15 protein-coding genes are annotated in these 21456 nt (G+C 40.7%); 11 read left to right on the forward strand and 4 right to left on the reverse strand.

Features of this window, described 5'->3' with window-relative positions; genetic code table 11:
- The first annotated feature begins 12 nt into the window (after positions 1–12).
- The 7 genes from F909_RS10985 (at position 13) to sucD (ending at position 11181) form a co-directional block, all read left to right on the forward strand.
- On the forward strand, positions 13–1908 hold the full coding sequence (locus tag F909_RS10985) for an FAD-dependent oxidoreductase (RefSeq protein WP_005150339.1): 1896 nt from the start codon (positions 13–15) through the stop codon (positions 1906–1908).
- A gap of 14 nt (positions 1909–1922) precedes the next feature.
- Positions 1923–2633, forward strand: coding sequence for a succinate dehydrogenase iron-sulfur subunit (locus tag F909_RS10980; protein WP_004664446.1), 711 nt, complete (start codon positions 1923–1925; stop codon positions 2631–2633).
- 739 nt (positions 2634–3372) lie between these two features.
- A complete protein-coding gene (locus F909_RS10975) occupies positions 3373–6213 on the forward strand; it encodes a 2-oxoglutarate dehydrogenase E1 component (RefSeq protein WP_005150341.1) in 2841 nt (946 codons plus the stop codon).
- Positions 6213–7406: a 2-oxoglutarate dehydrogenase complex dihydrolipoyllysine-residue succinyltransferase gene (gene odhB / locus F909_RS10970; RefSeq protein WP_005150342.1), complete on the forward strand. Its 1194-nt coding sequence runs from the start codon at positions 6213–6215 to the stop codon at positions 7404–7406. Before F909_RS10975 ends, odhB begins: the two co-directional genes overlap by 1 nt.
- A gap of 134 nt (positions 7407–7540) precedes the next feature.
- Positions 7541–8974 (forward strand): dihydrolipoyl dehydrogenase, encoded by a 1434-nt coding sequence (lpdA, locus tag F909_RS10965; protein WP_032877860.1) that lies wholly within the window; start codon positions 7541–7543, stop codon positions 8972–8974.
- A gap of 137 nt (positions 8975–9111) precedes the next feature.
- The gene (gene sucC / locus F909_RS10960; RefSeq protein WP_003655470.1) at positions 9112–10278 is read left to right on the forward strand and encodes an ADP-forming succinate--CoA ligase subunit beta; all 1167 of its coding nucleotides are present in this window, start codon (positions 9112–9114) and stop codon (positions 10276–10278) included.
- 12 nt (positions 10279–10290) lie between these two features.
- Positions 10291–11181 (forward strand): succinate--CoA ligase subunit alpha, encoded by an 891-nt coding sequence (sucD, locus tag F909_RS10955; RefSeq protein WP_003655479.1) that lies wholly within the window; start codon positions 10291–10293, stop codon positions 11179–11181.
- 62 nt (positions 11182–11243) lie between these two features.
- On the opposite strand, the gene F909_RS10950 is transcribed toward sucD, so the two are convergent.
- The 4 genes from F909_RS10950 to trpS form a co-directional block, all read right to left on the reverse strand.
- Positions 11244–12056, reverse strand: a complete 813-nt coding sequence (locus F909_RS10950; protein ID WP_005150344.1) for a hypothetical protein — start codon at positions 12054–12056, stop codon at positions 11244–11246.
- Between the two features lie 65 nt (positions 12057–12121).
- The gene (locus tag F909_RS10945) at positions 12122–13831 is read right to left on the reverse strand and encodes a flotillin family protein (RefSeq protein ID WP_005150345.1); all 1710 of its coding nucleotides are present in this window, start codon (positions 13829–13831) and stop codon (positions 12122–12124) included.
- A gap of 30 nt (positions 13832–13861) precedes the next feature.
- Positions 13862–14506 carry a YqiJ family protein gene (locus F909_RS10940; protein ID WP_005150348.1) on the reverse strand — a complete coding sequence of 215 codons (645 nt, stop codon included), beginning with the start codon at positions 14504–14506 and terminating at the stop codon, positions 13862–13864.
- A gap of 416 nt (positions 14507–14922) precedes the next feature.
- A complete protein-coding gene (gene trpS, locus F909_RS10935) occupies positions 14923–15936 on the reverse strand; it encodes a tryptophan--tRNA ligase (RefSeq protein WP_005150350.1) in 1014 nt (337 codons plus the stop codon).
- 164 nt (positions 15937–16100) lie between these two features.
- On the opposite strand from trpS, the gene F909_RS10930 reads away from it, so the two are divergent.
- From F909_RS10930 to F909_RS10915, 4 genes are all read left to right on the forward strand, one after another.
- Positions 16101–17027 (forward strand): DUF808 domain-containing protein, encoded by a 927-nt coding sequence (locus F909_RS10930; RefSeq protein WP_005150353.1) that lies wholly within the window; start codon positions 16101–16103, stop codon positions 17025–17027.
- 37 nt (positions 17028–17064) lie between these two features.
- On the forward strand, positions 17065–17955 hold the full coding sequence (locus tag F909_RS10925) for a KPN_02809 family neutral zinc metallopeptidase (RefSeq protein ID WP_005150356.1): 891 nt from the start codon (positions 17065–17067) through the stop codon (positions 17953–17955).
- Positions 17956–18236: 281 nt separating this feature from the next.
- The gene (locus F909_RS10920; RefSeq protein ID WP_005150367.1) at positions 18237–19736 is read left to right on the forward strand and encodes a cation:proton antiporter; all 1500 of its coding nucleotides are present in this window, start codon (positions 18237–18239) and stop codon (positions 19734–19736) included.
- A gap of 458 nt (positions 19737–20194) precedes the next feature.
- Positions 20195–21456 (forward strand): BapA/Bap/LapF family prefix-like domain-containing protein (locus F909_RS10915; protein WP_005150368.1); only part of this gene is annotated, 1262 nt, incomplete at its 3' end.

Raw genomic sequence — 21456 nt, forward strand, 5'->3', positions numbered from 1 at the left:
TAGGAAGAGATCATGGGCGCAATTAACCCTAAAGAAGATTATTCAAATATTCAAAACCTCACTTTCGACGCAGTTATCGTTGGTGGTGGTGGTTCTGGTATGCGAGCTGCTTACCAACTTGCTCAAGCGGGTTTAAAAGTTGCTGTATTGACCAAAGTATTCCCAACACGTTCGCATACAGTTGCCGCTCAAGGTGGTATTGGTGCGTCGTTAGGTAACATGCAAGAAGATAATTGGCATTATCACTTCTATGACACGGTTAAAGGTTCTGACTGGTTAGGCGATCAGGACGCAATCGAGTTTATGACCCGTGAAGCGCCAAAAGTTGTGTACGAGCTTGAACACTTGGGTATGCCTTTTGACCGTAACGAAGATGGTACGATTTATCAACGTCCATTTGGTGGTCACTCTGCAAACTACGGTGAAAAAGCAGTTCCACGTGCGTGTGCTGCTGCTGACCGTACAGGCCATGCGTTACTGCATACCTTGTATCAAAGCAACGTGAAAATGGGTACTCAGTTCTACGTTGAATGGATTGCATTAGATTTAATCCGTAACGAGGCAGGTGATGTACTTGGTGTGACTGCAATTGACCAAGAAACAGGTAACATTGCGGTATTCCAGGCGAAAGCAACCTTGTTTGCTACAGGTGGTGCGGGTCGTGTTTATCGCGCATCAACCAATGCTTATATCAATACTGGTGACGGTCTTGGTATGGCGGCTCGTGCAGGCATTCCATTGCAAGATATGGAATTCTGGCAATTCCACCCAACGGGTGTTGCTGGCGCAGGCGTATTGTTGACTGAAGGTTGTCGTGGTGAAGGTGGTATCCTTCGTAACAAAGACGGCGAACCATTCATGGAACGTTATGCACCGACATTAAAAGACTTGGCGCCGCGTGACTTCGTATCACGTTCTATGGACCAAGAAATTAAAGAAGGTCGTGGTTGTGGTCCTAAGGCGGATTATATCTTATTGGATATGACTCACTTGGGTGCCGAAACGATTATGAAACGTCTTCCGTCTGTATTTGAGATTGGTAAGAAGTTTGCAAACGTTGACTGTACGAAAGAACCAATTCCAGTTGTACCTACAATCCATTATCAAATGGGTGGTATTCCGACCAATATTCATGGCCAAGTGGTTGTACCACATGGTGTAGAAGAAGGTGAATTCTCTGCAAGTTACAACAAAGACACTAAAGAGTATCATTATGTCGGTACTCGTGATTACGTAAAACCTGTGAAAGGGTTTTATGCGATTGGTGAATGTTCTTGCGTATCTGTACATGGTGCAAACCGTTTAGGTACAAACTCATTGCTTGACCTTGTGGTATTCGGTAAAGCGGCGGGTGAACACATCATTGACTACGTGACTAAACATCATGGCGATGATTATCAACCGCTTCCGACTGATGTATTGGTAAATACATTAGAGCGTATTCGTAAGCTGGATGATTCAACTACGGGTGAAAACGCGCAAGAAGTTGCTGATGCAATCCGTGACATCGTACAAGATCACGCAGGTGTTTTCCGTACTCAAGCATTGCTTGATAAGGGCGTAAAAGAAATTCTTGCGATTGAACCACGTGTTCGTAACATTCATTTGAAAGACAAATCTAAAGTATTTAACACTGCACGTGTTGAAGCATTAGAAGTTGAAAACTTGTATGAAGTTGCGAAAGCGACTCTGATTTCTGCTGCTGCACGTAAAGAATGTCGTGGTGCGCATACAGTTGTTGACTATGAGTTAGCACCTGATCATCCAACTTATTCTTACGGTCGTCGTGATGATGAATGGATGAAGCATACTTTATGGTATTCATCAGACAACCGTCTTGAATATAAGCCAGTACGTTTCAGCCCGTTAACGGTTGAAGCAATTGAACCTAAACCACGTACATTCTAATCGGGAGAACAAAGATGAGTAGAGGCACTCGTACATTCGAAATCTACCGCTATGATCCTGATAAGGATAAAGCGCCGTACATGCAAACCTTCAAACTTGAGTTAACCGATAAGCACCGTATGTTGCTTGATGCGTTACTTGCGTTGAAAGTGCAAGATGAATCATTAACATTCCGCCGTTCTTGCCGTGAAGGTATTTGTGGTTCGGATGGTGTGAACATCAATGGTAAAAATGGTTTAGCGTGCTTGTGGAACTTGAACGATTTACCAGAGAAGATTGTGATCCGTCCTTTACCTGGTTTACCAGTGGTAAAAGACTTGGTTGTAGACATGAATCAGTTCTATGATCAGTATGACAAGATTCAACCGTTCTTGATCAACAATCAGCCTGCACCTGCGAAAGAACGTTTACAGTCTCAAGCAGAACGTGAACATTTAGATGGTCTATATGAATGTATTCTTTGTGCATGTTGTTCAACTTCATGCCCATCATTCTGGTGGAACCCTGATAAATTCCTTGGACCGTCTGCATTGTTAAATGCATACCGCTTCATCATTGACTCTCGTGATACGGCAACACAAGAGCGTTTGGCTCGTTTAGACGATCCATTCTCTTTGTTCCGTTGTAAGGGAATCATGAACTGTGTATCTGTATGTCCTAAAGGTTTGAACCCGACAAAGGCAATTGGTCACATTCGTAATATGTTGTTAGATCAAGCTGGTTAATCTAGTTTTCTAAGCAACAAAAAAGGAGACTCCGAAAAGGGTCTCCTTTTTGCTTTTGATGTTATTGGTACCAATCGGTTAAAAAATGTTTGCTTAAAAATATTCAAGCTTGAAATTTGGAAATTCGACCTTAAATATTTATAGATTTTACTGTTAAATAAAATCATATAAATCGATATGTTGGTTTGTTTTTGATCGAACTTCGTGGGATTTGTGCAAGATTTGTAGAGAATGTTTATTTTTGATCAATCAGAGTGCAACTTTTATCAAAAGGGCGGTATATTAGAATATAATTTGATGTGTGTATTTCGCTGCTTTATGGATGGTATGTGTCAAAAAAATCAATCCAAGCTTGAGAACATGTTAGGATTTCTGCCACAACTGGAATCAAAAAATAAGCAGATTCTTGAGCTTATCTAAGGATCTAGTCTTAGAGATTTGTACAGGTTTTGTGGAAAAAGTCAATTTAGAAAAGTTAAAAATCGATTTAATTTTTCTAAAATGATTTGCAAAAAATTGCTCGATTTCATCGAGTATGAAGAATGAGTTATATGCCTTGAATTGAAGGTGTATAGCTCATTTGTTACATCAAAGGGAATACTCCTGATGTGTAGTAATAATGTCTCAAGGTTGGATGATCTTGGGTAGTAGTGTCTTGTTACCAATTTGACACTATGAATCATGGGTGTGCTTAAAAGGCAGCCTGTATTATTTTTTGCAATAGGAAATGGGTCCAAAAATGCAAGAAGTTGCTGACGCTTCGCGTCTTGACACTGAACTTTCCGCTGATAGTGCAGCGTATATTGAAGAGCTATACGAACAGTACCTAACTTCTCCAGCCTCAGTGTCAGAGGATTGGCGTGAATATTTCGATAAATACCCTAAAGGTGATCAACCACACGGCAGTGTGCGCGAGCAATTCCTCCTTTTGGGTCGTAATGCAAACCGAGTTCAACCTGTTGTACAAAGCACTGTAAGCACAGAGCATGAGCGTCGTCAAATTGGTGTTTTACAATTAATCGCTGCTTATCGTAACCGTGGTCATCAAAAAGCTAAACTCGATCCATTAGGTCTTGCGAAACGTGAAGACGTTCCTGACCTCGATTTATCTGCGCACGGTTTAACTAAATCAGATCTCGATACTGTATTTAATACAGGCAACCTCGCAATTGGAAAAGCAGAAGCAACATTGTCTGAAATGGTCGAAGCCATGGAAGCAACTTACTGCGGTTCAATTGGTGCAGAATACATGCATATCGTTGATACCAAAGAAAAACGTTGGATTCAGCAACGTTTAGAAGGTGTTCGCGGTAAATTCAATTTCACCAATGATCAGAAAAAAGGCTTTCTAGAGCGCTTAACTGCGGCAGAAGGCTTAGAAAAGTATCTTGGTAATAAATTCGTTGGTGCAAAACGTTTTGGTGTAGAGGGCGGTGAGTCTTTTATTCCAATGATGAACGAAATCATTCAACGTGCTGGTAGCGTCGGTTGTAAAGAAGTTGTGATTGGTATGCCACACCGTGGTCGTCTCAACCTTCTTGTTAACATCATGGGTAAAAACCCAGCTGACCTTTTCGGTGAGTTTGAAGGAAAAAGTATTCATAAGAAAGGTTCTGGTGACGTTAAGTATCACCAAGGCTTCTCTTCAAACGTAATGACTCCAGGTGGCGAAGTTCACTTAGCATTAGCGTTTAACCCATCACACTTGGAAATTGTTGGTCCAGTGGTTGAAGGCTCAGTCCGTGCACGTCAAGTTCGTCGTAGAGACATTGGCGGTGATGACGTTCTTCCAGTGATCGTACATGGTGATGCTGCATTTGCAGGTCAAGGTGTCAACCAAGAAACCTTCCAAATGTCACAAACTCGTGGTTACACAGTGGGTGGTACCGTTCATATTGTGATTAATAACCAAGTGGGTTTCACAACATCTGATCCACGCGATACACGTTCTACAGAATACTGTACTGACGTGGCAAAAATGATTCAGTCTCCGATTTTCCATGTGAATGGTGATGATCCTGAAGCTGTTATTTTTGCAACTCAAATCGCGCACGATTTCCGTCATGAATTCCGTAAAGATGTTATCTTAGATTTGTTCTGCTACCGTCGTCGTGGTCATAACGAAGCGGATGAACCATCTGCAACGCAACCAATGATGTATCAGGTGATCAACAAGAAAGCGACTACGCGTACCTTGTATGCAGATCAATTGGTTCAACAACAAATCCTTGATCGTGCTAGTGCTGATGCAATGGTTGAAGGTTACCGTTCTGACTTAGAAGCGGGTAATCACGTTGCCAATGCGCTTGTTCGTGAACCAAACAAAAAGATGTTTGTTGATTGGGCACCTTATTTGGGTCATGAATACACAGATCTTTGGGATACAACATTCAGCATCGATCGTTTGAAAGAACTTGGTTTGAAAATGAATACATTACCAGAAGGTTTTGTATTACAGCGTCAAGTTCAAAAAGTCATTGATGATCGCGTAAAAATGCAAACAGGCGAAATGCCACTTAACTGGGGTGCTGCAGAGACCTTAGCGTATGCATCTTTACTCGATGATGGTTTCTTGGTTCGTATTACAGGTGAAGACGTAGGGCGTGGTACATTCTCACACCGTCATGCCAAATTACATAACCAAGTTGATGGTTCTGTTTATATTCCGCTTTGCCATATCAAAGAAAATCAGCCACGTACTGCCGTCTATGACTCTTTACTGTCAGAAGAAGCAGTGCTTGCATTTGAATACGGTTACTCAACGACATTGCCAAAAAGCTTGATCGTTTGGGAAGCGCAATTTGGTGACTTTGCAAACTGTGCGCAAGTGGTGATTGACCAGTTTATCGCTTCGGGTGAAACCAAATGGGAGCGTGTTTGTGGTCTAACCATGTTGTTACCGCACGGTTATGAAGGCCAGGGTCCAGAGCATTCATCTGCACGTTTAGAGCGTTTCTTACAGCTATGTGCTGAAGACAACATGCAAGTGATGACACCGACTACACCAGCGCAAATTTTCCATGCGTTACGTCGTCAAGCAGTTCGTCCGATTCGTAAGCCAATGATCGTAATGTCACCAAAATCGTTATTACGTCATAAACTTGCGACTTCAACGTTAGATGAATTAGCAAACGGTTCATTCCAAACTGTGATCGATGAAATTGATCAAATCAACAAAGCTGATGTGACTCGTTTAGTGCTTTGTGGTGGTAAGGTTTATTACGATTTACTCGAAAAACGCCGTGAACTTGGTTTAAACCATATTGCGATCGTTCGTGTAGAACAATTATACCCATACCCAGAGCAACGCCTAGCTGAAGTCATGGCTGCTTATCCAAACATTCAAGAACTTGTTTGGACACAAGAAGAGCCGAAAAACCAAGGCGCTTGGTTATTCATCGTTCCTCGTTTGTATGAAGATGTTCTTAAATCTGGTAAACAAATCCGTATTAGCTATGCTGGTCGTGAAGCATCTGCCGCACCTGCTTGTGGCTCGCCATACTTGCATGCAAAACAACAAGCTCAGCTTATCAATGACGCACTTGCGATTGAAGTTGAACAATCAGGAGATTCTAAATAATGGCAACCGAAATTAAAGCACCGGTATTTCCAGAGTCAGTTGCTGACGGTACGATCGCAACTTGGCACAAGAAAGTAGGTGAACCTGTATCACGTGATGAAGTGATCTGTGACATTGAAACCGATAAAGTTGTTTTAGAAGTGGTTGCTCCAGCTGATGGTAGCTTAGTTGCAATCATCAAAGATGAAGGCGATACGGTTCTTTCTGATGAAGTAATTGCTCAATTCGAAGCTGGTGCTGTTTCTGCAGCTGCTCCTGAAGCTGCTGCACCAGCGGCGGCGGCTCCTGCTGCATCTGCCCCAGCAGCTGCATCAACTCAAGCTGTTGATCAAAACCAAGCGCCTGCGGTTCGCAAAGCATTATCTGAAACAGGTATCAATGCTGCTGACGTACAAGGTACAGGCCGTGGTGGTCGCATCACGAAAGAAGATGTTGCTGGTCATCAAGCTAAACCTGCTGCATCAGCTCAACCATTAAGCGTTGCTGTAGGTGAGCGTGTTGAGAAACGTGTTCCAATGACGCGTTTACGTAAGCGTGTTGCTGAGCGTTTATTGGCAGCTACACAACAAACTGCAATGTTAACAACGTTCAACGAAGTTAACATGAAGCCAATCATGGAAATGCGTAAGCAATATAAAGATGCTTTCGAGAAGCGTCATGGTGCGCGTTTAGGCTTTATGTCTTTCTTTGTTAAAGCGGCTACTGAAGCATTGAAACGCTACCCAGCTGTAAACGCATCTATTGATGGCGAAGATATCGTTTATCACGGTTTCTATGACATCGGTGTGGCAGTGTCTTCTGATCGTGGCTTGGTTGTTCCAATCCTTCGTGATACTGATCGTATGAACTACGCTGAAGTTGAAAATGGTATTGCTGCATATGCTGGTAAAGCACGTGAAGGTAAATTATCAATTGAAGAAATGACTGGCGGTACGTTCACAATCACCAACGGTGGTACTTTCGGTTCATTGCTTTCAACACCAATTTTAAATACACCACAAACGGCAATTTTGGGTATGCATAAAATCCAAGAACGTCCAATGGCTGTAAATGGTCAAGTTGAAATCTTACCAATGATGTATTTAGCGCTTTCTTATGACCATCGTTTAATCGATGGTAAAGAAGCTGTAGGTTTCTTGGTAACAATCAAAGAATTGTTAGAAGAGCCAGCTAAACTTATTCTTGACCTATAACTTATTAATTAAGAATCCCCCTAAATCCCCCTTAACAAAAGGGGGACTTTCACGACTCATATACGTTTTAAGATTTGTGGAAATTCCTATTCTTTTTCAAAGAGAGGTTAGGGGAGATTAAAATGGAGATAAAAATGTCTCAACAGTTTGATCTTGTTGTTATTGGCGGTGGACCAGGTGGTTATGAAGCGGCAATTCGTGCAGCTCAACTTGGTTTTAAAGTTGCTTGTATCGAAAAACGTATTCACAACGGTAAGCCATCTTTAGGTGGTACGTGTTTAAACGTGGGTTGTATCCCTTCTAAAGCCTTGCTTGACTCTTCTCATCGCTACGAAGCCACTATTCACGAACTTGCTGAACACGGTATTACGACGGGCGAAGTTAAATTTGATTTAGACACTTTGTTGGCACGTAAAGACAAAGTTGTAGATCAATTGACTGGTGGCGTTGCTCAATTACTGAAAGGTAATGGTATTGAGTGGTTACAAGGTACTGGTAAATTACTTGCTGGTAAAAAAGTAGAATTTACACCGTTTGAAGGTGATGTGCAGGTTTTAGAACCGAAGTACGTGATTCTTGCAACGGGTTCTGTACCTGTAAATATTCCAGTTGCACCTGTTGATGAAGACTTAATCGTTGACTCTACTGGCGCGTTGAAATTCCAAGAAGTTCCTAAACGTCTTGGTGTGATCGGTGCGGGTGTGATCGGTTTAGAACTTGGTTCAGTATGGCGTCGTCTTGGTTCAGAAGTTGTTGTGTTTGAAGCATTAGATGCGTTCTTACCAATGGCTGATAAAGCTTTGGCGAAGGAATATCAAAAAATCTTGAAGAAACAAGGTTTAGATATCCGTATTGGTGCGAAAGTGTCTGGCGCTGAAACTAATGGTCAAGAAGTAACGGTTAAATACAACCAAGCAGGCGAAGACAAAGAACAAGTTTTTGACAAGCTTATCGTTTGTGTAGGCCGTAAAGCATATGCAGAAGGTTTATTGGCTGACGATTCAGGCATTAAATTGACTGAGCGTGGTTTGGTTGATGTCAATGATCAATGTCAAACATCTGTAGAAGGTGTTTACGCGATTGGTGACTTGGTACGTGGTCCAATGCTTGCACATAAAGCAATGGAAGAGGGCGTAATGGCTGTTGAACGTATCCACGGTCATGCAGCTCAAGTGAACTATGACACAATCATCAGCGTTATTTACACACACCCAGAAGCAGCTTGGGTCGGTTTAACTGAAGAACAAGCAGCTGAAAAAGGTCATGAAGTTAAAGCAGGTCAATTCCCGTTTGCGGTAAATGGTCGTGCCTTGGCTGCTGGTGATACTGCAGGTTTTGTTAAATTCGTTGCAGATGCGAAAACAGATCGTCTTTTAGGTATGCACGTTGTGGGTCCAAATGCATCTGACATCGTACATCAAGGTATGATTGCACTTGAGTTTGTATCTTCTGTTGAAGATTTACAATTGATGACTTTCGGTCACCCGACTTTCTCTGAAGTTGTACATGAAGCAGCGCTTTCTGTTGACGGTCGTGCAATCCACGCGATTCAACGTAAGCGTAAATAAATATAAAGTGTGGTTCGCCACACTTTTTTTGAATGATGATGATTGTCTTATTTAGGCAATCATTTATTCAATATGTAGCAGTCTGATTTTAAGAAGATCAAGACTGTATCACTACAAACAACATAGTAGGTAACTAAATGAACTTACATGAGTATCAAGCTAAAGCGTTATTGAAAGAATATGGCATGCCAGTACAAGAAGGTATCTTGGCAACAAATGCAGACGAAGCAGTTGCTGCATTTGAACAGCTTGGTGGTAAATTCGCTGTAATGAAAGCGCAAGTTCATGCTGGTGGTCGTGGTAAGGCTGGTGGCGTTAAAGTTGCAAAATCTAAAGAAGATGTGATTGAATTTGCAAATAACATCATTGGTACTCGTCTTGTAACGTATCAAACAGATGCAAATGGTCAGCCAGTTAACAGCATTATCGTTGCTGAAGACGTTTACCCAGTTGAGCGTGAGCTTTACTTGGGCGCGGTTGTAGACCGTTCTAGCCGTCGTATTACTTTCATGGCTTCTACCGAAGGTGGTGTAGAAATCGAGAAAGTTGCAGAAGAAACTCCAGAAAAAATTATCAAAGTTGAAGTTGATCCACTCGTTGGCTTACAACCATTCCAAGCACGTGAAGTTGCGTTTGCTTTAGGTTTGAAAGACAAACAAATCAGCCAATTTGTAAAAATTATGGCTGCTGCTTATCAAGCATTTGTTGAAAATGACTTTGCATTATTCGAAATTAACCCACTTTCAGTTCGTGAAAATGGCGATATTTTATGTGTAGATGCGAAAGTAGGTATCGATTCTAACGCGCTTTACCGTTTACCTAAAGTTGCTGCTTTACGTGACAAGTCTCAAGAGAATGAGCGTGAATTAAAAGCATCTGAATTTGACCTTAACTATGTTGCTTTAGAAGGTAACATCGGTTGTATGGTTAACGGTGCTGGTCTTGCAATGGCAACTATGGACATCATTAAACTTTATGGTGGTCAGCCTGCAAACTTCCTTGACGTTGGTGGCGGTGCAACGAAAGAGCGCGTAATCGAAGCGTTCAAAATCATCCTTGCTGATACTTCTGTTCAAGGTGTTTTAATCAACATCTTCGGTGGTATCGTACGTTGTGACATGATTGCTGAAGCAATTATTGCAGCGGTTCAAGAAGTAAATGTAACTGTACCAGTTGTTGTTCGTTTAGAAGGTAACAACGCTGAGTTAGGTGCTAAATTACTTGATGAATCAGGTTTGAAATTAATTTCTGCGAACGGTTTATCTGATGCCGCAGAAAAAGTTGTAGCTGCAGTTAAAGCGTAAGGAGTATCAATCATGAGCGTATTAATTAATAAAGACACTAAAGTATTGGTACAAGGTTTTACTGGTAAAAACGGTACTTTCCACTCTGCACAAGCTTTAGACTACGGTACAAAAGTTGTTGGTGGTGTTACTCCAGGTAAAGGTGGTACAACTCACCTTGACTTACCAGTATTCAACACAATGAAAGAAGCTGTACGTGAAACAAATGCTGATGCGTCTGTAATCTATGTACCAGCTCCATTCGTTTTAGACTCAATCGTTGAAGCGGTTGATTCAGGTGTTGGCCTGATCGTTGTGATCACTGAAGGTGTTCCAACTATCGATATGCTTAAAGCAAAACGCTACTTAGAAACTAACGGTAACGGTACTCGTTTAGTTGGTCCTAACTGCCCAGGCGTGATCACTCCAGGTGAATGTAAGATCGGTATTATGCCTGGTCACATCCACCAACCTGGTCGTATTGGTATCATCTCACGTTCAGGTACATTGACTTATGAAGCTGTTGCTCAAACAACTAAGCTTGGTTTAGGTCAGTCTACTTGTATCGGTATTGGTGGTGACCCAATCCCAGGTATGAACCAGATTGAAGCACTTCAATTGTTCCAAGACGATCCAGATACTGATGCAATCATCATGATCGGTGAGATCGGTGGTACAGCGGAAGAAGAAGCTGCTGAATTCATCAAATCTAACGTGACTAAGCCTGTAGTCGGTTACATCGCTGGTGTAACTGCACCTAAAGGTAAGCGTATGGGTCACGCTGGTGCGATCATCTCTGGTGGTCAAGGTACTGCTGAAGAGAAATTCGCTGCATTTGAACGCGCGGGAATGGCTTACACACGTAGCCCAGCTGAGCTTGGTTCAACAATGTTGCAAGTTTTAAAAGAGAAAGGTTTAGCGTAATACGTTAGATTTTAATCTTTAAAAAACCCCAATGGAGACATTGGGGTTTTTTATTGGAAATATTATTGATGTACCCACAGGCCTTGCTCACCAACAAAGTAGGTATGATATTCTTCTACCTCAAAATTATAGACAGGCCTACGCAATGTAGGGATATCCGCAATATCACCACCTACATTAGCGATAATTTTTTCATAATTTTCTTGAAAGTCTTTATAGAGAGGGTAGTCACTTGGGAAATCTGTATGGCGATAAGGACCAATAAAATAATCAATAAAGATATTTACGCTATGATCATCCTTAATATCTCCTCCAATGATACGATAATGCTCGTCACTTAAATAAACCACCGTATCAAATGGCTTATTGTCATCGACAGTTGAAGCGCTAGTAAAGCCATATTCGCGATTTACATTCTGTACTGGTGCGATGTTTACAATTTCATAGCCTGTTTCATCCCCCTGTTGAGGACTCGAAACAATAATTTGATTATACAACCTTAAATCTTTTACGACTTGCCAACTTCTGCTGCGTGCATTGATTTGGTCAATATGACTTGCATTGTCCCAACCCTCGATAAATACACTATTTTCTACATAAACAGGATGTCTACCTGTGAGATAAATCATCTCATATACATCTCGACGAATATCATTTTCCTCATCATCGGGATAAATACGCTTTCTAATAATCAGTTCATAGACGTCTTCTGATTCAGCCTTAAGGGTATTAATAACTCGTTTATATTCACGAATTAAACCATTCCCGTGTTCAGGACTAGATAACACCAAATCTCCAACTTTAATCTCTTGAATTGGAACTAAACCTTGCTCTGTATGAACAAGTGTCCCTGCACAAAAACCATGTGTACTCATTTTTATTCCTTATTCTGTATAAAAAAAGAGCCTTATGGCTAAGACTCTTTTTGGATCAACAACACTTAGTCTGCTTTAGGTTTTAACCCTTGAGTCAAACCATTGATATCGCCACCTTGTAAGCCTAGTTCATTCATTAAGCTATCAATCAGTGGTGCTTGGGAACGATAGCGTAGGGCACTATTCACCACTTGATCGGATAAAGAGGTCTGGCCATTTTCAACCGTATCACTACCGACAGTACCGCCGCCCGCAAAGCTACTTAAACCATTCACTTGTAAAATCTTGATATCATCAATATTTTCCATTGGTTTAACACTTTCACGAATGATCTCTGGTAAATGCTTTAATAGTGCCAAGCGCACTTGCATTTCCACTTGCTCAGCAGAAAGGGTATTGGCGGCTTCATTGACTGCACGCGCACCTTCCGCATCAACCTGATATTGTTTTTCCAACGCTTGAGCAAGTAGGATTTTTGCATCTGCCTCACCTTTCGCTTTTAAGCGAATCTTTTCAGCATCAGCTTCTGCTGCAATACGTACTGCTTCTGCTTCATCGGCAGCGGCTTTTTTGCCAGCATCCGCAGCAACGGTAATCGCAATCGCTTCTTTCTCCGCTGTTTGCTTTGCTGCAACCAGCTCAACTGCTTTTTGACGTTCAGCACGTTGTGTTTCACGTACAGTCACAACTTCTTCCTCTGCTTTTACCGCTTCGGCACGGGCCTTGTCAGCTTGCGCTTTGGCTTCTGATTCAGCACGAGATTTTTCAGCAATGGCAATGGCGCGGTCTTGCTCAGCCAATTCAATCGTTTTCTTCTGTTCGACCTGGGCTTTTTGAATGAGCTGAGCTTTTTGGATATTTTCATTCTCTACATCACGAGCAGAAGCAATTCGTTTTAGTTCCACTTCACGCTCAGCAGCAATTTGAGCTTCTTCAGCCTCACGTTTTTTACCTGCTTCTTGAGAGGCGATTTCTGCGGTTTGTTCAGCTTTACGAATCGAGATTTCACGCTCTTGCTGTAACTTTGCATATTCTTCTTCACGCGAAATTTCTAAACGAGCACGTTCTGCTTGTAAGTTCTTTGCACGAATCGCAAGATCTGCATCTTGTTCAATGTCATTACGCTTCTTGCGACGGTCTTCAATGGTTTCAGTCAGCTTGGTTAAACCTTCTGCATCAAACGCATTTTGTGGATTAAAGAATTTAAAGCTAGTTTGATCCAGACCTGTTAAGGAAACAGTTTCAAGCTCCAAGCCATTCTTGGATAAATCTTCAGAGACTACTTGCTGAACTTTTTGTACAAAGTCGACACGCTTTTCGTGTAGTTCTTCCATGGCCATTTCTGCGGCAACGGCACGAAGTGAATCGACAAATTTACCTTCAACCAGATCTTTAAGTTCTGGTGGTGACATGGTTTTACGCCCTAGCGTCTGAGCTGCTGTCGCAATCGATTCAGCAATCGGTTTGACACGAACATAGAACTCTGCCATCACATCAACACGCATACGATCCCGTGTAATCAACGCTTGATCCGCAGCACGTTTGACTTCTAAGCGTAAAGTGTTCATGTTGACAGGAATAATTTCATGTAAAACAGGAAGAACAATGGCGCCACCATTTAAAATGACTTTTTCGCCACCAAACCCTGTACGAACAAAAGAAACTTCCTTACTTGAACGTGTATATAAACGCGCGATAATCACGCCAATAAAGATAAGTGCTGCAAAAATAACACCAGTAATAATTAAAATTTCAGTCAATGCTGAATTCAACATCTAAACACCCTCATGTAATAAATATAAAAATTAAGAAGCAACTGCTTGGAATCCAATTTTGGTTCTTTGCGTTAAAATCACTTGTTGCCCTTGATGAAAAACAATATCAAGCTCGGGTTCAACCAAGACGTAATGGGTTTGGCCAAATTGATCTTTGACTTTGGCTTGTGCAGGGGAGTTGGGTTTGGCATCACCTAGAATAATCTGCGCTGTTCTACCAATTAAATCATCTGTCTGAATTGCTGTGGTTTCATCCTTAGGGATAATCTTAGCAATCAGTGCCGCGCTATAGCGTACCAGTGGCATACACAGAAATAAGCAAGCAGGTGCAACAATCCAAGCAGACAGATAGTGTTCAGTCAATTGATAGAACACATCTTGGAGGATTAGGCCTGTAAGTGCATAAACGGTTAAGAAGATGATCAGCCAAATCAGCAACGGCACTTTGCCAAGATAAAGCCATTCTAAAAGCTGAGTTAACAAATGATCAGACTGTTCCAAAGAAACATCGGCATGATCAACATGACTGAGACTCTCAGGTAAAAACTGCTCTAAAAAGCTAGAACTGCCACCCAATAACAGTAAAAAAAGTTCAAGAATGCCGATAAACAGGCACAGCATTAAAGCAATGCTAAAAACAATATTGGAAGGATGTGTTAATAGATCCCAGATCATCTGTATTACTCTTTTATCTTTTAGAGTTAATTAATAAAATTTTTATAAAAATAAAACAGTTATAAGAGTAAAGACAACTCGTCTAAATTTCAACCTAAATCGTTCATATTATTGCAGACGAAAAAAAACGCAATGATTGGGGTGATCACTGCGTTGAACAACGAATCTGTTTAAAACAGTTCCGGTTGAAAGGAGAAATGTCATGAGATTAGTGTGAACTAATCTACAAGGCCATAGTATTAAAAAACCTGACCAAGTTCATCGGTATTCATGTTAACTACTGTTAATAGATGTTAATAAGTGACGAAAATTGTTAGCTTTGTATTTTTTGACAAAGTTCTAAAATTAAACTTAAATCAAACGCTTAATGTAAAAAAGCCCAAAGATGGGCTTTTTTACTGGAAAAGTAACGTAAATTAGAATCTAAATAATCCTAATCCAGCTTTTACTTCATCCAGTGTCTGTTGAGTGATATCACGACATTTGTCTGTACCATGTTTTAAAATATCCATGATGTAATCAGGATCTTTTTCTAACTCAGCACGACGTTCACGAATCGGGGTAATCAATTCTTTCAGTACACCTTCCAATCGTTTTTTCACAGTGCCATCGCCTAAACCACCACGACGATAATGTGCTTTTAATTCTTCCACTTCTTCTTTATTTGGATCGAAAGCATCAAGATAAGTAAATACGATATTGCCTTCAACCTGACCTGGATCTTCGATACGAAGGTGATTAGGATCGGTATACATCGCATTGACTGCTTTTTTGATGTCTTTATCAGAAGCATTTAGCACAATGGTATTGCCCAATGACTTCGACATTTTCGCTTTACCATCAAAGCCTGGTAAACGAGCCATATTCGATAGCAATGCTTTACATTCTGGTAATAGGTCATGACCAATTTGACGATTCACACGACGTACCACTTCGTTGGTTTGTTCGATCATTGGGATCTGATCTTCACCCACAGGAACCACAGTTGCTTTAAATGCAGTGATATCTGCTGCTTGAGCAATTGGATAGCATAAGAAGCCAGCTGGAATGTCGCGTTCAAAACCACGCATTTGAATTTCGGATTTAATCGTTGGATTACGCTCTAAACGTGCAACAGTCACGTAGTTGAGGTAAAGCATGGTCAATTCGTTCAGTGCGGGTAAGCATGACTGTACACAAATTGTCGTTTTGCTCGGGTCAATCCCAACAGCAAGATAGTCGAGTGCAACTTGAAGAATATTGTTGCGGACTTTATCTGGGTTATCTGCATTGTCTGTCATCGCTTGCGCATCAGCCAGTAACAAATGTTGATGGTGACTGTCTTGTAGACCTACACGAGAACGTAATGAACCGACAAAGTGTCCAAGATGAAGTTGTCCAGTTGGACGGTCGCCTGTCAAAATGATTGGACGTTGATCAATATTACTCATGATATGTTCCAAGATTCAGTTATTTCATAGATATAAGATTGATATTATTGTACGAGAAATAAATTTTTTTCGTCAGCGATAATTTTAACTTTTTCTTAAAATCATATTGTGATTTCAACAGGTAATTCTACAATAGCGATATAAATACAAACTAGGAAATAAAAATGGCGAGTGGTTTATTACTATTACTAGATGATATTGCAACAATTTTAGATGATGTTGCTGTGATGAGTAAAATGGCAGCAAAGAAAACAGCAGGCGTCTTGGGGGACGATTTAGCCCTTAATGCACAGCAAGTCAGTGGCGTGCGTTCTGACCGAGAACTACCTGTAGTTTGGAGTGTTGCCAAAGGTTCATTTATTAATAAGTTAATTCTCGTCCCATTAGCACTATTAATTAGTGTTGTTGCACCTTGGCTGATTAATCCATTACTGATGATTGGTGGTCTGTTTCTATGTTATGAAGGTGTCGAAAAGGTCGTTCATACCTTGAAGCATAAAAAAGCCAAAACAACAGAAGAGGCAAGTGAAGATTTACAGGAAGTCGAGGTTGATCTGGCTAAATTTGAAAAAGAGAAAGTTAAAGGTGCGATTCGAACTGACTTTATTCTCTCTGCTGAAATTGTGGTGATTTCGTTAGGTACCGTTGCAACAGCAGCATTTATGACTAAAGTGACAGTATTGAGTATCATTGCAATTGTCATGACGGTCGGGGTTTATGGCCTGGTTGCAATGATTGTAAAAATTGACGATCTAGGTTTATATCTAACACAACAAGCTTCCGAATTTAAAAATAAAATAGGACGTGGTCTACTTGGTTTTGCTCCAATTTTGATGAAAACACTTTCGATTGTTGGAACGGTTGCAATGTTTTTAGTTGGCGGTGGGATAATTACCCATACTATTCCTTTATTGCATCATTTTACGGAAGAAACTGTTGATCATTTAGAGCTCATTCCAAGTTTTGGTTCAATTATTGGTGCTTTAACGCCAACTTTGATTAATCTGGGTATCGGTTTGCTTGCTGGTGCAGTGGTATTGATCATTGTGAGCCTGATCCAAAAACTATGGCCAAAAAAAGCATCGGCTTAAACTGAGATCGTCATCATCAGAATTATGTGAGGTAGTTATGCGTTGGAAAGGTCGTCGAGTCAGTACCAATGTTGAAGACCGTCGCGGTGGTGGCGGTGCTAAAGCGGGTGGGATTAGTATTATTGGGTTAGTGGTTGCTTTCATCGCTTGGAAGTTCTTTGGCGTTGACCCTCAACAAGCTTATCAAGCAACACAAGCGGTCACTGCTCAATCATCTCAACAAGGCGGTGCACCACAAAACTTGACGGCTGAGCAAAAAGAAGCCAGTGATTTTGTTGGAACGGTGTTAGCGGATACAGAAGATACTTGGACACCCATCTTTCAACAGCTCGGAATGACTTATAAGCCACCACGTCTTGTATTATTTAGTGGGGTAGATCGTTCAGGTTGTGGAACCGCGCAAGCTGCAATGGGCCCATTCTATTGTCCAGCAGACCAAAAGGTTTATATTGATACTTCTTTCTTTAAGGATATGCGCCAGCAAATGGGCATTTCAGGAGAGCAAAATCAAACAGAGCTTTCGCGTCAGGATCAGGCGGGTGATTTTGCGCAGGCTTATGTGATTGCGCATGAAGTTGGACACCATATTCAGAACTTATTAGGGATCTCTGGTCAGGTACAGCAGGCACGTGCACAAGCAAGCCAAGCACAAGGCAACCAACTTTCTGTGCGTTTAGAATTACAGGCGGATTGTTTTGCAGGGATATGGGCACACCAGAACCAACAGCGTACACAGTTCTTAGAACAAGGTGATATTGAAGAAGCGATGGATGCAGCCGAGAAAATTGGTGATGACTATTTGCAGCGTCGTGCGACAGGACAAGTTGTACCAGATAGCTTTACCCACGGTACAAGTGAACAGCGGATGCAATGGTTCCAAATCGGATTAAAATCGGGTGACATCAATCAGTGTAATACTTTTAAATAGGATAAAAAAGGAGCGTTGCTCCTTGATTTTTATACGGAAGATATACGAATTAAAAGAAGAATTAACGTAAAATAACGTTGTCTGTGCTGAGTTGAGGATGATTGGTTTATTGTTGTGTTTAAACCATTTGTTGATAAAAATTAAATAATAAGATGAATGAATCACAGCATAGACTGCCACCCTTTCTTCAGTTGAAAATGCTTTAAATTTTATGATTCACTGCAGTTTTTAAAGTTTAAATAGAATCTATGTATTTAAAATTGAATAAATAAAGAGGTCGTATGGGTAATTTTTTTCTTCTACAAGCATTGACGGTTGTTTTTGCCTTATCCATTGCCACGACTATTTTTAATAAACGAATATTAGGTTTCCCTCAGGCGATTGGTGTTCCGATTGTTTCTGCAATCTTTGTCTTTATTTTGCAGTGGGGAGCCAGTCTATTAAATGGTAATCAGTTTATTACCATTAATATTCATAATATTGAAGCAGCTGTAAGAAATATTGATTTTTATGATTTTTTAATTAATGGTGTAATTTGTTTTATTTTAACGTCATCAGCACTTAAATTTAAAATCTCAGATTTAAGAAATCATTGGAAACCGATTAGTATTTTAGCCACGATCGCACTGGTGTTATGTGCAGGATTTTATGCAGGTTTACTATATTTGTTTCAATGGTTGGTTGGCTATCCTGTCCCAATTGGTGTTTTACTATTATTAGGTGCGGCACTGGGGGCGACAGATCCAATTGGGGTAAAAGGGGTGTTAAGTTCGATTCGTGCACCCCATCATTTAATTGTAAAACTAGAAGGTGAGTCGTTATTTAATGATGCTATGTGTATTGCATTATTTATGACTTTATTAAAAGTTCTACAGGGTGAACATTTCTCATTATTGGCGACAATTGAAACTTTATTATATGAAATCTTTGTTGCCGTTATTATTGGTTTTGCTTTTGGATTCGCAATCTTACGTTTACTACGCGGTAAACATGAGATGGAATCACTGATTTTAACCACCGCATTGCTTGCGAGTGGTTCTTATCTGGTTGCCTTATTTGCACATGCATCTGCTCCGATTGCGTGTGTGATTGGTGGTTTGATCGTGGGGAATAAGTGGCAAGAAATTCGTGAACAGCGTGAAATCCGCGAAGTGAACCATTTCTGGCATACTGTTGAAGGAATTATCAATTCTTTCCTTTTTACACTGATCGGTTTAGAACTTTTCATCCTTGATCTAAGTGCTAACCTTATTATTGGCGGAATCATTGCTTTCATTATCTTACATCTCTCACGTTTTGCGGCGAACTTCGCTGCTTTTGCATTGTTTCCATCCTTTCGCAATAAGAGTTATAACGGGAGCTTGGCAATTCTGTCTTGGGGAGGCGTACGTGGAGGCATTTCACTCGCTTTGATTCTCGCCGTGGCGAACATTCCAGAGCTAAGTCAATACAGTAGTATTTTGATTGGCTACACTTTTATTAGTGTATTACTCTCAGGTGTGGTCTGTGGCTTAGGTTTACCTGCAGTGATGAATGCCTTTTACTACAACCCTAGTGAGGAGACTCAAGGCTTTAAAGGCTTTTATCAGCGTATGTGCAATAAGATGAATCGCCGTGGTTTTAAATATATTGTCGGTGAGGATACTTTAGGGCGAGAGACGATCACAATTTACAATCCTGAGATTCTACTGGATCAGAAAACCGAAGATGGCGTGGCAACCATGCATCACCCGAATAAGAGAGAGGAAGTTAAACGTCTAGAGAATCCAGATAACTTCTAGTTATATAGTTTTTCCATTTGTTAAAAAAGCCTTTTTATAAAAAGGCTTTTTTATTTTGTTTTTAAAATATTGTGAATTATTTTTAAACTTAATTTTTAATGATTGGTCTAGTATTTTTTATTCATCTGTTTTATTAAAAAGATTGTTAAATTTAATTTAAATACCTTTTGGGAATTCATAGCTTATTTTCATCTTGTTTGTTTAAAAGTGTAAAAATTATAATTGATTGAAAAAGTTTTTTGCTTTTTAAATTCTTTTAAATCATTGCCTTATTTTATTATTAAAAAATATTCAAATGTAAGTTTATTTTTTTATTTTGTGAGCTATTTAACATTTATTGGGTTTGATTTAAAGTGGTGCTGTGAACTCTATCACTTAGAAACAATAATTTAAACTTAAGTTAATAATGTAATTAAGAATTGATTAAATATTAAAAATTTATAATGAGGAATATAACCATGTCTCAAATACAAATTATTTCCAAGGAAAGTCATCAAACCCTTGTAAATACGACGGGAAAAACAGCAACATTACCCTCTGAACCTTCAGTTGTATTAATTAAGGTCTCTGCAAGTGATATTTCAGTTGTTAAGAGAGATGGTGTAAATGCAGTTGTAGTATTAAAAAATGGCGAAACGATTGTTATTCATAATTTCTTTAATAATAGTGACGTAGCGGATAATAGTCTGGTTCTTCAGGGTGAAGATAATCAACTTGTATGGGCACATTTTAAAGATGCTGAAAGTGATGCAGATGCAGATGCAGATGCGGACGCAGATGCAGACTCTGATGATGATGATCATGAAGGTGCTGTCTTTTTAGAGGAAACACCCGCGCTTGTACCTGAAGCAGCGGCAGCGCCTGTTGAAGCAGCAACATTACAGCCTATTCAAGCAGTGGAACCTTTGCTTTACGCAGGTGAAACATCTAATGGTTTTAGTCCATGGTTATGGGCTTTACCTATACTTGCTATTGGTGGTATTGCCGCTGGTAGCAGTGGTGGTGGAGGCGGTGGCGGGGGTAACAATAATGCAGATACCACACCACCCAATACTGATGCTGTAAAATTTAATATCAATCCAGTGACTGCAGACAATGTGTTAAATGCTGCAGAATCAGCTGGCAATGTGACCTTGACTGGAACGTTGACTGGTATCCCAGCGGATGCAGCGACGACTGTTGTGACCGTTGTTGTCAACGGTGTGACGTACACTGCAATCGTAGATACAGTGGCAGGTACGTGGAGTGTCAGTGTCCCTGGTAGCGGTTTGGTGGCGGATGGCGACAAAACTATTGATGCCAATGTCAAATTTACTGATGCAGCAGGTAATAGCAGTAATGTAACTGATACCCAAGTTTATACCGTGGATGTGACTGCGCCGAATGCGCCAGACATTCACCCAATCAATGCGACAGATCCGATTACCGGTACGGCAGAACCAGGCTCAACCGTAACGGTGACCTTCCCGAATGGAAGCACAGTGCAAGTGCCAACGGACCCAACCACTGGGGTATGGACAACACCGAATCCAGGTAACTTGCCAAATGGCGGTACCGTGACTGCAGTGGCCACTGACCCAGCAGGGAACCCATCATTACCGGGCAGTGAAGTGATAGACAGCTTGCCACCGAACCCAGCAGGTGCAGTGATCAATATTGATGCGGTCACCGCAGACAACGTGATCAATGCAACAGAGGGTGCAGGCAATGTAACGATCAC

The sequence above is a fragment of the Acinetobacter sp. ANC 3929 genome, from assembly GCF_000369405.1.
Taxonomy (GTDB): domain Bacteria; phylum Pseudomonadota; class Gammaproteobacteria; order Pseudomonadales; family Moraxellaceae; genus Acinetobacter.

Excerpts from the sequence above, each read along its gene's own strand:
- odhB (WP_005150342.1), top strand. The coding sequence starts at position 6,213 with ATGGCAACCGAAATTAAAGCACCGGTATTTCCAGAGTCAGTTGCTGAC.
- F909_RS10975 (WP_005150341.1), top strand. The coding sequence starts at position 3,373 with ATGCAAGAAGTTGCTGACGCTTCGCGTCTTGACACTGAACTTTCCGCT.
- F909_RS10985 (WP_005150339.1), top strand. The coding sequence starts at position 13 with ATGGGCGCAATTAACCCTAAAGAAGATTATTCAAATATTCAAAACCTC.
- F909_RS10950 (WP_005150344.1), bottom strand. The coding sequence starts at position 12,056 with ATGAGTACACATGGTTTTTGTGCAGGGACACTTGTTCATACAGAGCAA.
- F909_RS10920 (WP_005150367.1), top strand. The coding sequence starts at position 18,237 with ATGGGTAATTTTTTTCTTCTACAAGCATTGACGGTTGTTTTTGCCTTA.
- F909_RS10945 (WP_005150345.1), bottom strand. The coding sequence starts at position 13,831 with ATGTTGAATTCAGCATTGACTGAAATTTTAATTATTACTGGTGTTATT.
- sucC (WP_003655470.1), top strand. The coding sequence starts at position 9,112 with ATGAACTTACATGAGTATCAAGCTAAAGCGTTATTGAAAGAATATGGC.
- F909_RS10980 (WP_004664446.1), top strand. The coding sequence starts at position 1,923 with ATGAGTAGAGGCACTCGTACATTCGAAATCTACCGCTATGATCCTGAT.
- F909_RS10925 (WP_005150356.1), top strand. The coding sequence starts at position 17,065 with ATGCGTTGGAAAGGTCGTCGAGTCAGTACCAATGTTGAAGACCGTCGC.
- F909_RS10940 (WP_005150348.1), bottom strand. The coding sequence starts at position 14,506 with ATGATCTGGGATCTATTAACACATCCTTCCAATATTGTTTTTAGCATT.
- trpS (WP_005150350.1), bottom strand. The coding sequence starts at position 15,936 with ATGAGTAATATTGATCAACGTCCAATCATTTTGACAGGCGACCGTCCA.
- sucD (WP_003655479.1), top strand. The coding sequence starts at position 10,291 with ATGAGCGTATTAATTAATAAAGACACTAAAGTATTGGTACAAGGTTTT.
- F909_RS10930 (WP_005150353.1), top strand. The coding sequence starts at position 16,101 with ATGGCGAGTGGTTTATTACTATTACTAGATGATATTGCAACAATTTTA.
- lpdA (WP_032877860.1), top strand. The coding sequence starts at position 7,541 with ATGTCTCAACAGTTTGATCTTGTTGTTATTGGCGGTGGACCAGGTGGT.